The 14,336-nt window shown below is 69.2% G+C and carries 12 protein-coding genes and 1 pseudogene; 11 read left to right on the top strand and 2 right to left on the bottom strand.

Annotated elements, in window-relative coordinates; translation table 11 throughout:
• Positions 1-11: 11 nt before the first annotated feature.
• Positions 12-1,355: a UDP-N-acetylmuramoyl-tripeptide--D-alanyl-D-alanine ligase gene (locus tag ACTWQO_RS39325; protein ID WP_443242178.1), complete on the bottom strand. Its 1,344-nt coding sequence runs from the start codon at positions 1,353-1,355 to the stop codon at positions 12-14.
• Between the two features lie 127 nt (positions 1,356-1,482).
• On the opposite strand from ACTWQO_RS39325, the gene ACTWQO_RS39320 reads away from it, so the two are divergent.
• The 7 genes from ACTWQO_RS39320 (at position 1,483) to ACTWQO_RS39290 (ending at position 10,408) form a co-directional block, all read left to right on the top strand.
• Positions 1,483-2,472 carry a D-isomer specific 2-hydroxyacid dehydrogenase family protein gene (locus ACTWQO_RS39320; RefSeq protein ID WP_443242177.1) on the top strand — a complete coding sequence of 330 codons (990 nt, stop codon included), beginning with the start codon at positions 1,483-1,485 and terminating at the stop codon, positions 2,470-2,472.
• Complete coding sequence (gene vanA-Sc / locus ACTWQO_RS39315; RefSeq protein ID WP_443242176.1) at positions 2,465-3,505, top strand: D-alanine--(R)-lactate ligase VanA-Sc; 1,041 nt, start codon at positions 2,465-2,467, stop codon at positions 3,503-3,505. The genes ACTWQO_RS39320 and vanA-Sc overlap by 8 nt, the downstream gene beginning before the upstream one ends.
• Entirely contained in the window at positions 3,502-4,128 is a 627-nt protein-coding gene (vanX, locus tag ACTWQO_RS39310) for a D-Ala-D-Ala dipeptidase VanX (protein WP_443242175.1), read from the top strand. Before vanA-Sc ends, vanX begins: the two co-directional genes overlap by 4 nt.
• Before the next feature lie 699 nt (positions 4,129-4,827).
• Positions 4,828-6,279 (top strand): amidase, encoded by a 1,452-nt coding sequence (locus ACTWQO_RS39305; protein WP_443242174.1) that lies wholly within the window; start codon positions 4,828-4,830, stop codon positions 6,277-6,279.
• A gap of 102 nt (positions 6,280-6,381) precedes the next feature.
• Positions 6,382-6,669 (top strand): hypothetical protein, encoded by a 288-nt coding sequence (locus ACTWQO_RS39300; protein ID WP_443242173.1) that lies wholly within the window; start codon positions 6,382-6,384, stop codon positions 6,667-6,669.
• A 703-nt stretch (positions 6,670-7,372) separates the two neighbouring features.
• A complete protein-coding gene (locus ACTWQO_RS39295) occupies positions 7,373-10,171 on the top strand; it encodes an AfsR/SARP family transcriptional regulator (RefSeq protein WP_443242172.1) in 2,799 nt (932 codons plus the stop codon).
• Positions 10,172-10,252: 81 nt separating this feature from the next.
• Positions 10,253-10,408: a hypothetical protein gene (locus tag ACTWQO_RS39290; RefSeq protein ID WP_443242171.1), complete on the top strand. Its 156-nt coding sequence runs from the start codon at positions 10,253-10,255 to the stop codon at positions 10,406-10,408.
• 249 nt (positions 10,409-10,657) lie between these two features.
• Here ACTWQO_RS39290 and ACTWQO_RS39285 read toward each other — a convergent pair whose 3' ends face one another.
• Positions 10,658-10,867 carry a hypothetical protein gene (locus ACTWQO_RS39285; protein ID WP_443242170.1) on the bottom strand — a complete coding sequence of 70 codons (210 nt, stop codon included), beginning with the start codon at positions 10,865-10,867 and terminating at the stop codon, positions 10,658-10,660.
• 240 nt (positions 10,868-11,107) lie between these two features.
• Here ACTWQO_RS39285 and ACTWQO_RS39280 point away from each other — a divergent pair, with 240 nt between their 5' ends.
• The 4 genes and pseudogenes from ACTWQO_RS39280 to ACTWQO_RS39265 all read left to right on the top strand — a co-directional run bounded on the left by ACTWQO_RS39280 (position 11,108) and on the right by ACTWQO_RS39265 (position 14,103).
• Positions 11,108-11,923, top strand: coding sequence for a sulfite exporter TauE/SafE family protein (locus ACTWQO_RS39280; RefSeq protein ID WP_443242169.1), 816 nt, complete (start codon positions 11,108-11,110; stop codon positions 11,921-11,923).
• 109 nt (positions 11,924-12,032) lie between these two features.
• Positions 12,033-12,815: a heavy metal-responsive transcriptional regulator gene (locus ACTWQO_RS39275; RefSeq protein ID WP_443242168.1), complete on the top strand. Its 783-nt coding sequence runs from the start codon at positions 12,033-12,035 to the stop codon at positions 12,813-12,815.
• Positions 12,812-13,117, top strand: coding sequence for a hypothetical protein (locus tag ACTWQO_RS39270; protein ID WP_443242167.1), 306 nt, complete (start codon positions 12,812-12,814; stop codon positions 13,115-13,117). Before ACTWQO_RS39275 ends, ACTWQO_RS39270 begins: the two co-directional genes overlap by 4 nt.
• 128 nt (positions 13,118-13,245) lie before the next feature.
• Positions 13,246-14,103, top strand: a pseudogene (locus ACTWQO_RS39265) (arsenic resistance protein).
• The last annotated feature ends 233 nt before the right edge of the window (positions 14,104-14,336 follow it).

Here is a 14,336-nt window from a genome sequence, read left to right as displayed (position 1 = left end):
GCCCCGCAGAACTACCCGAGCGCGGCGGCGACCTCGTCGAGGCGCGCCCCGCGGGAGGCCTTGACGAGCACCACATCGCCGGCGGCGAGGCGGACGCGCAGCCAGTCGACGGCCGCGTCGTTGTCGGCCAGTGCCACCGCCCGCTCTCCCGCGCCGTCGGCGATCAGCCGGGCGGCCTCGCCGACCGCGACCACCACGTCGGCCCGGGAGGCGGCGTACTCCCCGACGGCGCGGTGCTCGGCCTCGCTCTCCTCGCCGAGCTCGAGCATCTCGCCGAGGACGGCGATACGGCGGCCGCCCTCGATCGCCGCCAGCGCATCCAGGGCGGCGCGGGTCGAGTCGAGGTTGGCGTTGTAGGAGTCGTTGAGCAGGGTCGCGCCGCCTGCGAGGGTGCGCAGCTCCATGCGCCATTTCGACAGCGAGGTGGTGGCCAGCGCCGCCGCGGCCAGGTCGAGGCATACGCCGGCCGCCAGCCCAGCCGCCGCCGCGGCCGAGGCGTTGAGCGCCTGGTGGGCGCCCACGAGCGGCAGCGCTACGGGGGCCGAGGCGCCGGCGGTACGTAGCGTGAAGGAAGGCCGGCCGAGCCGGTCCAGCTCCAGGTCGAGCGCCCGTACGTCGGCGTGGACCGCCTCGCCGAAGGTCAGCACCGGGCCGTCGGTGAGCGCGCGCATCGCGACCACCCGGGGGTCGTCGGCGTTGAGGACGGCGGTGCCGCCGGGCGCCAGCCCCTGCACCAACTCGCCTTTGCCCGTCGCAATGGCCGCGCGTGAGCCGAACTCGCCGAGGTGGGCCTGGCCGACATTGAGTACGACGGCGATGTCGGGTGTGACCAGCCCGGTGAGTTCGGCGATGTCGCCGACATGGCGGGCTCCCATCTCCAGGACGAGGAACCGGGTGGCCGCCTGGGCGCGCAGCATGGTGAGCGGCACGCCGAGCTCGTTGTTGAGCGAGCCGACCGTGGCGACCGTCGGCGCGGCGCCCGAAAGCACCGCCGCCAGCAGGTCCTTGGTGCCGGTCTTGCCCTGCGAGCCGGTCACCCCGACGACGGTCAGCCCGTCGCGCAGCCGGGCCACGACATGGGCGGCGAGCATCTGCAGCGCGGTCTGGGCGTCCTCGACGACGACGGTGGGCAGCGGCGTGTGCCGCGAGCCGAGCACGGCCACCGCACCGGCCCGCCCGGCCTGTTCCGCGTAGTCATGGCCGTCGGCGTGCTCACCGGCGATGGCGACGAAGAGGCCGCCCGGCTCAGCCTGCCGGCTGTCGAGCACGGCCGGCGCGGTCACGGTCACGGAGCTGTCGCCCTCGGCCTTTCCGCCGACGATTTCGGCGATCTCGCCGAGGCTGAGCGGAATCATGTCGATTCCCTGGACGTCATGCCCGGTGTTTGGTAAGTCATGCCGCCAGTCAAGGCAGTTGGACGTATCGCGGGCATATCAAAAACCACATACGTTCCGGCAACAGCACGCCGCCTTGACTGGAGGCATGACCCACAGCGAAACGACCCGCATCACCATGTACGGGTGCGGCCCGGACGAAGCCGTTCTGTTCCGCGAGCTGGCGCCCGGCCTCGGTGTGCAGCCGGCTATCACCGACGCACCAGTGTCCGAAGCCAATACTGAACTGGCCGTCGGCAGCCGATGCATCAGCGTCGGCCACAAGACGCCCATCACCCACGCCACTCTGCGTGCGCTCGGCCGGGCCGGCGTGGGCTATGTCTCCACGCGGAGCATCGGCTGCAACCACATCGATGTGGAATACGCGGACAGCATCGGCATCTTTGTCGAAAACGTCTCCTACTCGCCGGACAGCGTGGCCGACTACACGCTGATGCTCATGTTGATGGCGGTACGGGATGCGAAATCCACCATCCGGCGCACCGACATGCACGATTACCGACTGAGCGATGCGCGCGGGAAGGAATTGCGCGATCTGACTGTCGGGGTGATCGGGACGGGCCGTATCGGCGCGGCGGTCATCGACCGGCTGCTGGGTTTCGGCTGCCGCATCCTGGCCCACGACAACCGTCCCGTGGACCGCCCCGGTGCCGCTGTCGAGCTCATTCCGCTCGATGAATTGCTGCGGCGGAGCGACCTGGTCACGCTGCATGTGCCGCTCACCGCGCGGACGCACCATCTGCTGAATCGTCAGCGCCTGGCACAGCTGAAGAACGGCGCACTGATCGTCAACACCGCACGTGGTGCGCTCATCGACACCGAGGCGCTGGTGCAGCAATTGGAAAGCGGCAGGCTGAGTGGCGCGGCACTGGATGTCGTCGAAGGCGAGGAAGGCACCTTCTACGCCGACTGCCGGGACAAACCCATAGAAAACAAAGGGCTGTTGCGACTGCAGGAGCTGCCGAATGCGCTCATCAGTCCGCACACCGCCTACTACACGGACCACGCCCTGCGCGACACCGTGGAGAACTCCCTCACCAACTGTCTGACATTCGAAAGCAGGAATCAGCATGGCTAGGCTGAAGGTCGGCATCGTATTCGGGGGCCGTTCCGAGGAACACTCCGTCTCCGTCAAGTCGGCGCGTGAGGTGGCCCGGAACCTCGATCTCGAGAAGTACGAACCTTTCTACATCGGGATCACGAAGAGCGGTGCCTGGAAGCTCTGTGACGGGCCCGACGCGGAGTGGGAGAACGGCAACTGCCGTCCCGTCGTGCTGTCGCCGGACAGCGACGTGCACGGGCTGCTCATCCTGGGGCAGGGGAGCTACGAAACGATACGTCTGGACGTCGTACTTCCGGTACTGCACGGCACCCTCGGCGAGGACGGCGCGATGCAGGGTCTGCTGGAACTCTCCGGCATCCCCTACATCGGCTGCGACATCCAGAGTTCCGCCCTGTGCATGGACAAATCCCTTGCCCACGTCGTCGCCCGAAGCGCGGGAATCGCCACGCCGAACTTCTGGACCGTAACGGCGGACGAAACCATCGATCCCGCCCGGCTCACCTTTCCGGTCTTCGTGAAGCCGGCTCGATCCGGATCGTCCTTCGGCGTCACCAAGGTGTCCCGGGAAGAGGAACTTCCGAGTGCGGTGGAAACGGCACGACAGTACGACGCGAAGGTGCTGATCGAAGAGGCGGTCGTCGGCAGCGAGATCGGCTGCGCCATCCTGGGGAACGAGTCGGATCTGATCGCGGGCGAGGTGGACCGGATCGCGCTCTCGCACGGATTCTTCAGGATCCACCAGGAAGACGCCCCCGAGACCGGTTCCGAGAACTCCATGGCAATCGTTCCCGCCGACATTCCGGAAGAGTCACGGCTACTCGTGCAGGAGACGGCCAAGGCCGTGTACCGCGCCTTGGGATGTAGCGGTCTTTCGCGAGTGGACATGTTCCTCAAGGAGGACGGAAAAGTAGTCCTCAACGAGGTCAACACCTTCCCCGGCATGACCTCGTACAGCCGTTATCCGAGGATGATGGCCGCAGCGGGGCTGCTGCTTCCCGAAGTGATCGACCGGACGGTGTCCCTCGCCCTGACGGGAAAAATCCGATGAAGCCGGCGGAGTCGGCGAAGGGCGACTTTGTCTTTGTGGACGAGCTGGCTTCCGGAATACGCTGGGATGCCAAGTACGCCACGTGGGACAACTTCACCGGAAAGCCGGTGGACGGATATCTGGCCAATCGAGTCGTCGGTACGAGGGCTCTGTGCGCGGCCCTGGAACGGGCCAGAGAGAAGGCCGAAACGTTGGGATTCGGCCTGCTGCTCTGGGACGGCTATCGCCCGCAGCGCGCCGTCGACTGCTTTCTGCGCTGGTCGCAGCAGCCGGACGACGGCCGGACCAAGTCGCGGCACTATCCCCATATCGGCAGGGCCGAGATGTTCGAGAAGGGATATGTGGCCGCCAGGTCGGGCCACAGCCGGGGCAGCACCGTCGACCTCACCCTCTATGACTTGGCCACCGGTGAGCTCGTTCCCATGGGCGGCGATCATGACCTGATGGATTCCATCTCGCATCATGGCGCACAAGGGATCACACCTACCGAAGCACGGAACCGGCAGCACCTGCGTTCCCTCATGGAGACTTGCGGTTTCAGTGCGTACGAGTGCGAGTGGTGGCATTACACGCTCGACGGCGAGCCTTATCCGGACACCTATTTCGATTTCCCCATCACGTAGGACGCCGGGCTCGCGGTCGTGGAGCCGTGCGAGGCGCGGCGATGTCGATCGGGAGCAGAACCACGTCGTCGGCAACCAGGAGCGGGCGGGCCAGAGTTCGTCGCTCATGAGGCGATCGCGCTCCCGTCGAAACGACTTCTGACCGCCGGTGTGATGGTCATCGTGGGCCGTGCGCCACGAAGGGTACGGACCCAGCCGTCGGTTCCAGGCTCATCAGGGTGCCGAAGGCGGAGACGGTCAGGCGGCGCAGGGCGAGAACACGAGGGCGAAGGGCAGCACGGGGCTCAGGCGGCCACCATGTGGCGCCCGGCCCCCTGGCACGCGAGCCCAAACGCGGCAACCGGATATCGATGGCTACTGTCCCGGGGCCTCAAGCTGCGGCCGTCAGGCATCGCCGAGGAAATGACAGAGCGCTGAGACAGCAGCCGTATGAAGCGGCGCGAGACTGCGAAAGAACAACCAGGTCACAGCACTGAGGCAAGATGGCCATGACGTGGAGCGGGAAGGTTCGCGTGGCCAACTCCCTCCGGGACAGTGCGTCTCCGTCAGCGCGGAGGCGAAGCCGCCGCGCGGTGCCATTGCCAACGCTCGGGAAAATTCTCTGTGACCGGAAAGCCGCATCATGAGTGTGGGGACACCCAACCCGTTGTACGAAGCGGCATTTTCTGCCCTCGTCCAGGGGTCGATACGGTCCGATTCATGGAGCAGATTTTTCTGACGGCCGAGAAAATGACGGCTGCCTTGCGTGCCGGTGAAGTGACCTCGGCAGAACTGACCGACGAGGCGATCGCCCATATCGAGCGGGACGACAAGACGATCAACGCTATCTGTGTGCCGGACTTCGACCGTGCACGGGTCGCCGCGCGCCGCGCCGACCAGGCGCGTGCCCACGGTGAGGACAGGCCGCTGCTCGGCATTCCGGTAACGGTCAAAGAGTCCTACAACATCGCTGGCATGACCACGACTTGGGGCATGCCGCAACACCGGGACTATGTGCCGGCTGAGGACGCGGTACAGGTGTCGCGGCTCAAGGCCGCGGGCGCGGTGGTGCTCGGCAAGACCAACGTGCCCTTGGGGCTGCAAGATATCCAGAGCTTCAACGAGATCTACGGCACCACTAACAATCCGTGGGATCACGATCGCACGCCGGGCGGATCCTCCGGCGGATCAGCGGCGGCCCTGGCGTCCGGATTCTGCGCGCTGTCCATCGGCTCCGACCTCGCCGGTTCGCTGCGCACCCCCGCGCATTTCTGCGGCATCTATGCGCACAAGCCGACACTCGGACTGGCGGCAACCCGCGGCATGGTCGCGCCGCCGGCACCGCCATTGCCGGTCGACCTCGACCTCGCCGTCGTCGGTCCGATGGCGCGCAGTGCCCGCGATCTCACGCTCCTGCTCGACGTCATGGCCGGACCGGACCCGCTGACGCTCGGTGTGGCGCACGACTTGACGCTGCCGCCCGCGCGCCACGTGCGGCTCGGCGACTTCCGGGTCTTGGTCGTCGACGAGCATCCGTTCATTCCGACCGGGTCCGCTGTGCGGGCGGGCGTGAACCGGGTGGCCGACGCCCTTGTCGACGGCGGCGCCCGCGTCGAACGGCACAGTCCGCTGCTGCCCGATCTGACCGAAGCCGCGACGCTCTACACGCAGTTGCTGTTTTCGAGCTCCGTTGCGCGTTTTCCCGTCGAAGCGTACGAGCAGTTGCGGACGCGAGCCGCCGGACTGAGCGCAGACGACCAGAGTCTCGATGCGGCGCGGCTGCGCGGCATGGTGTTCAGCCACCGTGACTGGATCGAGGCGAACCACCGTCGCGAGCTCCACCGCCATGGCTGGCGGCAGTTCTTCGCGGAGTTCGACGCCGTGGTGTGTCCGATCACGCCCACTCCGGCGTTCCCGCACGACCACAACCCTGATCCAAGAGAACGCCGGATCGACATCGACGGCGTCGAGTACCCGTACTTCGACCAGCTCGTCTGGGCCGGTGTGGCCACCATGCCCGGCCTACCCGCCACCGCCATACCTGCGGGCCGGACCCCCGAGGGTCTGCCGGTGGGAGTGCAGCTCATCGGCCCGATGTCCGAGGACCGCACCCCACTTCGGCTAGCCGAACTGCTCGAGCACAAGATCGGCGGCTTCCAGGCGCCGAAGTAGGGCGTACTGCCTGGGTATCCGCCGAGGCGGCCTGGTGAACCACAGCCCGTACGGTGCTGCCCCGGTTGATCACGATCACGGGGATGCGTGGTGCCGTACTGGGTGGAGCTCATTCCCCAGGTGGAAGAGGCGCTGGCTCGGCTTCCGGAGGATGGCCGCCGCGTGCTGATGGAGCTGATCGCGGCGGCCCTGGTCCGGCCGGAAGTGTGGCCACCTTCGACCGTGGTGGACCGGGCGAGAGAGATCGTCCAGGGATACGCCCCGCTCAAGGTCACCCTGCGGCAGGCGATGTACCGGCTCGCCTCCGAGGGCGCCTGCCGCACACGCGGCCGGCTCGCAGCGTTGCCGTACACATGGCGAGGCATCGGCGCGACGGGCCTTTCCGGGTAAGCAGCCGGTTCAAGATCTTGCGGTCAGCGCCGAGGCAGTGCCTACGGCCACTACGCCACTTTGCGGCGTAGTGGCCCCTTGATTACACCGGGCATGGAGCTGTGAGCCACCACGGGCATGTCCAGTAGACGTACGCGAACGCCGCACCTGTCGAAGTGTTGTAGTAACAGGAGTACGCGGAAATCCTGCCGTTCGCGCGCTGGACCCTTGCCGAATCGTCGCATTTGGCACATGCGGTTGCCTGGCTACCGCCGAATGAACCCCATGGCACGGAACCGGATACAGGGCGGGACGAAGTGCAATAGGCCTGCACTCCCACATCACCGCTGCCGCTAGCCGCGGTTTGAGGGGTGGCAGACGCTGTCGGTGAAGCGATGAGGCCGGCGAGGACAATGCCGACGGACGCGGCGGCCGTGGCGAGAGTGCGCCGCGTGATGGGGCGGAGGCCGGCCGCCAGGCAGCGCCGTACGGGGTTTTCCATGGATGTTTTCCCTTCGTGGTCGTACCCGCTGATCCGCGCGGGTCGGCTCGGCTCGTGCTGGAAGCCCGTGGCGGCGGTTTGTTGGCCGGGGCGGACGGGCCGTGGTGTGTGCCACTGTGCTGCGGCGGCCATGGGGAAACCTGGGGAAAGTCTTGAATCGGGCTTGGAACCCCTGGTCTGCGGCGATAGACCGGAGTGATGTGATCACGACCACGGGGGCGGATGACGGTGCAGTTCGGGGTTCTGGGCATCGTTGAAGCGTGGCGGGGTGATGCCGTAGTCGATGTGGGGCACGCCCGGCAGCGGCGGGTGTTGGCGGCCCTGCTCGTCGACGCAGGCCACGTGGTGTCGGCGAGTGCGCTCGAGGAGCGGGTGTGGGGGGAACGTGTTCCGCGGCGGGGCCGAGAGACGCTGTATGCGTATGTGTCGCGGCTCCGGCAGGCGCTGACGCCCTGGGGACCGGACCTCGTGCGGGAGCAGGGCGGTTACCGGCTCGCGGTGGGAATGGAGGCGGTGGACCTGCACCGGTTCCGTGACCTGGTGGCTCGGGCCCGGTCGGTAGGTGCGGATGAGCGTGCGGTGGCGTTGTGGGAGGAGGCGCTGGGGCTGTGGCGGGGGGAGGCGTTCGCCGGGGCGGATACCCCATGGTTCAACACTCAGCGCGACGTTGTGGAGACAGAACGGCTGGCTGCCCAGATCGATCTGGTGGACGTGCGGCTGCGGCTGGGGCAGCACGCGCGGGTGCTGGCCGAATGCTCATCGCGGGCGGAGACGTATCCGCTGGATGAGCGGGTGGCGGGGCAACTGATGCTGGCCCTGTTCGGGTGCGGACGGCAGGCCGAGGCACTGGCCTGCTACACCGCTTTGTACAAGCGGCTGGCCGAGGAACTGGGCACGGAACCGGGCGTCGAGGTGCAGCACGTGCATCAGGCGTTGCTGCGCGGAGAGTCGGCCCGGCCCGTGGCCCGCGGCCCGCTGCCGCCTCCCGGGGAGACCGGTCCCGGTCGGGCAGTTCCGGCGCAGTTGCCGTTGGAGGCACGAGGGTTCACCGGCCGGGTGGAGGAGCGGGCCCGGCTGGACGGGATTCTGGCCACCGTGGTGGAGCGGCCGGCTGCGGTGGTGGTCTCGGCGGTGTCGGGGACGGCGGGGGTGGGCAAGACGGCGCTGGCGGTGCACTGGGCCCACCGGGTGGCAGACCGTTTCCCGGACGGCCAGCTGTATGTGAACCTGCGCGGCTTCGACCCGTCCGGGACTGTGGTGACGCACGATCAGGCGGTGCGGGGCTTCCTGGACGCGCTGGGCGTGCCGGCCCAGCAGGTCCCGGTGGATCTTCAGGCGCGGGTGGGCTTGTACCGGAGCCTGCTGGCCGGGCGGCGGGTGCTGGTGGTGCTGGACAACGCCCGCGATGCCGACCAGGTCCGCCCGCTGCTGCCCGGCTCCCCGGGCTGTCTGGCCGTGGTGACCAGCCGCAACCGGCTCGCGGGCCTGGTCGCTGCCGAGGGCGCCCACCCCCTCGCCCTGGACCTGCTCTCCCCGGCCGAGGCCCGCGACCTGCTGGCCCACCGCCTCGGGGAAGAACGGGTGGCGGCCGAACCGGACGCGGTGCAGGAGATCATCACCCGGTGCGCCCGGCTCCCGCTGGCCCTGGCCATCGCCACCGCCCGCGCCGCCATGCGCCCCTCCCAGCCCCTCGGCCGGCTGGCCGACGACCTGCGCGCCGCCCACGGCAGCCTGACGGCATTCACCGGCGACGGCGACGACCCGATGACGGATGCGCGCACGGTGTTCTCCTGGTCCCACCACGCTCTCACTCCCGGTGCGGCCCGGCTGTTCGCCCTGCTGGGCCTGCACCCCGGCCCCGACATCTCCGCCCCGGCCGCCGCCAGCCTCACCGGCCTCACCCCTCACCAGGTCCAGACCCAGCTGGCCGAACTGGCCCGCGCGCACCTGATCACCGAACACGTCCCCCGCCGCTACACCCTCCACGACCTGCTGCGTGCCTACGCCACCGAACAGGCCCACACCCTCGACCCGGCGACCGAGCAACGGCCGGCCGTGCACCGCATGCTCGACCACTACCTGTCCACCGCCCACGCCGCCGACCACCTGCTCGACCCGTACCGCGCCCTCATCACCCTGGCCCGGCCCGGCCCCGGGGTGCGCCCCGAGCAGATCATCGACCACGCACAAGCACTCGCCTGGTTCAGCGCCGAGCACCCCGTCCTGCTCGCAGTCCTGCGCCAGGCCGCCGACGCCGAACGGGACACCCACGCCTGGCAGTTGGCCCGGGCCCTGGCCACCTACCTCCAGCGGCGAGGCCACTGGCACGACCTCCGAACCAGCCAGCGCACCGGCCTGCACGCTGCACGACGGCTGCCCGACAAGGGCGGGCAGGCCCACACCCACCTCGGCCTCGCCCTCGCGCACATCCGGCTGCTCCACTTCGACGACGCCCACCGCCACCTCGACCAGGCTCTCGATCTCTTCGGCCGCATCGACGATCGGGTCGGACAGGGCCACACGCGCACCACAATCGCCATGGCGTACGGCCAGGAGAACCGCTACGACACCGAACACCACCTCATCCAGGCACTTGAGGACTTCAGGGCCGCCGGCCACCCGGCCGGGCAGGCCAAGGTCCTCAACAACCTCGGCTGGTACCACGCCACACTCCGCGACCGCATGGCCCTCGCCTACTGCCAACAGGCCCTGGACCTGCTCAAGACCACCACCGACGGCATGGTCAAGGCCGCCACCTGGGACACCTACGGCTACGCCCACCACCAACTCGGCCAGCATCACCAGGCCGCCGACTGCTACCACCAGGCCCTGGAGCTCTACCAGGACCTCGGCGAACGCTTCGGCGAAGCCGAAACCCTCACCCACCTCGGCGACACCCACCACGCCGCCGGCGAAACTGCTACCGCCCGCGACACCTGGCAGCGCGCCCTGGCCATCCTCGACGATCTCGGCCACCCCGACGCCGCGCAGGTCCGCAGCAAGCTGACCGGGTTGACGTGATCACCGCTCGGCGAACAACTCCCGAAAAAATGGCGATGCCCGGCAGGCTGCGACATCGGGGAAACGAGGAGGACTACAGCGATGCCGCGCAGAGAGCGACCGCTGGACGGTCATTTCCTGGAGCACTCCAGCGGGCTCCGACAACCGCGCCAGAACGCCCACTTGTTCGTGGCGCTGGCGGCTGTGCTCGCGGTAGCACCGCTTGCCAGCGCCGACCAGCCCCAAACCGTCGCCTGAATGCTCTGCTGGCCTCTTGCTCGTACCCTGAGGCGTACCGAGTGTCCCGCAGGCCAGTGGGGTCAACCCTCGGGGATTGCGCGGAGGCTCCCGGTCTGGAAAGTCGCGCAATTTCCCCCCAGGCGACGTCGGTCGACTGTTCTTGAGTCCGCTCGGCGGCCGCGCCACCGACCCTGTGAAGCCGACGACCTTCGCGTCATCCGTCTCCGCGTGCCGGACCTTCTTCTACGACGAGGAGCGCTCCGGCCGTTACGGCGATCCGCCGAGCTTCGCGACAACGCCCTCGACGCCCGTGTCCTGAAGCGAGTCGTACCAAGCCTGCGCCACCGACGGCTCGTCCGTCGCCGACACTGCCTGAATCCGCGACGGCAGCGGCAGCCCGGCGAGCACACCGAGCATCATCGCGCGCTGCTCGACGTACGGCCGCCCGCGAACATCCCCCGACGGCAGGGCAAGCACGTCCCACACGGAAGCGCGCCGGTTCGCGGAATCTGGGAGCGGCCTGGCGGGGAACCCGTCCACCTGGCTGGCGTTTCCGGTGTTGGGTGAGTGGGTTCGGGCCGGGCAGGCCGTGTGCGCCGGATCGGGCGCGGGATAGTCGGGGGTCCGAACGAATCTTGAGGGAGAGCCTGGGTCCCTCGCCTGAAGGTGGGGCTGGGCTGTAGCAGGCTCGGGGTGTAACCAGCGAAGATGCCCGGCGTGACTACGGACCAGAACCTCGCTCCCCTCCGCTCAAGCCATTCACCTCTCGTGGTGTTCGGCGCCGGGGCCGCGATCGGGGTTCTGGGCGGGATGATCGGGCTGGGCGGTGCGGAGTTCCGCCTCCCGCTGCTGATGGGGCTGTTCGGGTTCGCCGCGCTGTCGGCCGTCATCCTGAACAAGGCGATGAGCCTGGTCGTCGTCTTGGTCGCGCTACCGGCCCGGCTGGCGGCGGTCCCGGCCGCCGAGGTGGCCGCGCGCTGGCCGGTCGCGATTAACCTGCTGGCTGGCAGCCTGCTCGGCGCCTGGGCCGGAGCATCCTGGGCGGTGCGCATGCGCTCGGCGTCCCTGTACAAGGTGCTGGCTGCCTTGATGGTGCTGATGGCGGCCGCGCTGCTGGTCACGCACACCACGACCCTGGGCACCCTCGACCTGCCACTGTGGGCACAGGTGCCCTGCGGGGTCGTGGCCGGCTTCGGCATCGGGGTGGTCGCGGCGATCATGGGCGTGGCCGGCGGCGAGCTTCTGATCCCGACGATCGTGCTGCTCTTCGGAGAGGGCATCAAGACCGCCGGAAGTCTTTCCCTGCTGGTGTCGCTGCCGACCATGCTCGTTGCCTTCGCCCGCTACAGCCGTGACGGCAGCTTCGCCGTCCTCGGCGCGAGCGTTCGTTTCACCGTGATCATGGCTGCGGGCTCCGTGGGCGGCGCCGTGCTGGGCGGCCTGCTCCTCGACGTCTTCCCAGACGTGGTCCTGATCCCCGTACTGGCTGTGATCCTGCTCGCCTCCGCGGTCAAGCTCGCCCGTCACAACTGAGCGCGGACACCCGCCCGGCCCGCGCAGGGCCCCGCACACCGGATCCCCCGCTGGAACCAACACGGGACGCTTGACCTTCGAGTCGGATCGAAGGTTTAGCGTCGGTGGTGTGACGACCTACCGCATCTCGCAGCTGGCCGAGCGCTCCGGCGTACCGGCCACGACGCTGCGCTTCTACGAGGACGCTGGTCTGCTGCCCGCCGAGCGCACGCCGTCCGGGTACCGGCTTTACGGCGAGGAAGCGGTGGAGCGGCTCGCGTTCATCTCCTCGGCCAAGCTGTTGGGTCTGGCGCTGGAGGAGATCCGCGAGCTCCCGGAGGTGCGCGAGGAAGGCGTGTGCGCCTCGGTGCGGGCCCGGATGCTGCCCCTCGTCGCCGACCGGATCACGGACACCGATGGCCGGATCGCTGAGCTGCGGGCGTTCTCCGACCGTCTCGCCAGCGTCCACGCCGACCTGTCTGGCCCCGCCCCGGTCGGTTCCTGCGGGCCGGACTGCGGCTGCACCACCACGACGACGACTACGGCTCCCGGGCCGGTCCAGGTGGCGCTGTCACCCACCCGCATGGCGCCCGAGCAGGATTCTGAAGCATGGCGACAGGCCCCGGTGGCGTGCACGCTGGGCGGTGCCGAGCTCGGCGAGCGGACCGAGCAGTGGCGCACGCTGGTCGGCAAGGCGGAGCGGCGCGAAGACGTCCCGGACGGACTCCGCCTCGTCTTCCCAGCCGGTGCCGGTCTCGCGGCTGAGGTCGCGGCCCTTGCGGCGGCGGAACAGGGCTGCTGCGCGTTCTTCGACTTCACCCTGCACCTGACCTCCGACGCCCTTTTCCTGGATGTCCGCGCGCCCGAGCGCGCCGCCGGCATGCTGGCCGACCTGTTTGGAGCGGCCGCGTGACCGCCTCTTCTCCTCGTCCGTCCCGTCCGTGGGGCGCCTTCGGCGCCGGAGCGTTCGCGGTCGCAGCCTGCGCCGTGTGTTGCGCGGGCCCGCTCCTGGCTGTCCTCGGCGGCATCGGTGTCACCTCTGCGATCGGGGCGCTGTGGGTGCCCGTCCTCGCGGTGCTGGCCGTAGCCGCCGGGCTCGGCGTCCTTCTGCTGCGACGGCGACGCCGGACGGCGGCCTGCCGCATCGTCCCGGCGGTGGCAGACCTCGGCATGCCCACCGTCGGTCCCCGCCAGGAGACGAAGGCCCAGCGCTGAGTCGCAGCCGTGGTCAGGCCGAGTGCGGCGGCCTGTGAGGGATGGACGCACGGCCGCTGCGCGGTGGCCCGCGCGAGCAAAGAGGAGCGAAGGTGCCGCAGCAGGGACCGAAGGGCCTGGTCGAGCGGATGGAAGACCACCAGGTCGCGATCTACCTTGCGGCGATGGCGGCCGGCGCGCTCCTCGGCTGGGCGGCGCCCGGCGTAGGGCCGGGGCTGGAGCACGCGATCACCCCGGTGCTCGGCGCGCTGCCGTTCGTCACCTTCCTCCAGGTCCCGGCCGCGGAGCTGGTCCACTCACTGCGTGACGGCCGGTTCCTGTCCGCCGCGCTGGTGGTGAACCTCGTGGTGGTGCCGCTGGTGGTCGCCGTGCTGTTCGCGTTCCTGCCCGCAGACCAGGCCGCACGGCTCGGGGTGCTGCTCGTGCTGCTGCCGGTCTTCCTGTATCTGTTCGTGGGCTCGGAGCTGGCCGACATCGTCGAGGTCGGGCCCTTCCTTGAGGCGTTCGCCTTCCTGACCGCCATCCCGCTGGCCCTGGCCTGGGCCCTGCAGGCGTGCGCCGCGCGCCGCCCGGCCGGGCAGAAGGTCTCCGGCGCGGCGACCACCACGATGGTGCCGCTGATGGTCGCCACCTTGCTGGTGGTGGTCGCCTCCCAGGTCCCCAAGCTCGGCGACAGCCTCGCCGACGTCGCCGCCGTCGTCCCGTTCTACGTCGCCTTCCTGCTCGTCATGGCATTCGCAGGGAAGGCCGTTGCGCGTCTCTTCCGCATGGACGCGCCCGCAGGCCGGGCGATCGTCTTCACCGACGCGACCCGCAAGTCCCTCGTCGTGCTGCCGCTCGCCCTGGCGCTGCCCGATGAACTTGCCGTCGCCGCGGTGGTCGTGGTCACTTAGACCCTGGTCGAGGTCATTGGCATGGTCACCTACGTCCGGCTCGTTCCCGGGCTCCTGCCGGCCGAAGACACGCATAGTGCCGTACCCGTGTGACGCGGCGAATCAGCGGGCGGGTGGTCGGCGTTCAGCAGGCCGGGAACCCTCGATGAGGGCCAGGATCATCGAGATGGGCCGAGCGGTGCGGTCGTCCCGGTTCGGTCCTGGCCGCGCTCGCCGAACCGGGGGATCTCGGCGGGCATCAGGTCGTTGCGCACGCGCATGAGCCGGACCGGGTGTGTGCCGGTGACCGCGCCGATCACGGCCTCGGTGCTGTGCCGGGAGCACTG

Origin of the sequence: Streptomyces sp. 4N124, assembly GCF_052245395.1 — a bacterium.
Taxonomy (GTDB): Bacteria; Actinomycetota; Actinomycetes; order Streptomycetales; family Streptomycetaceae; genus Streptomyces.
The sequence above is the reverse complement of the archived record's forward strand: the minus strand, read 5'-3'. Positions and strand labels throughout refer to the sequence as shown.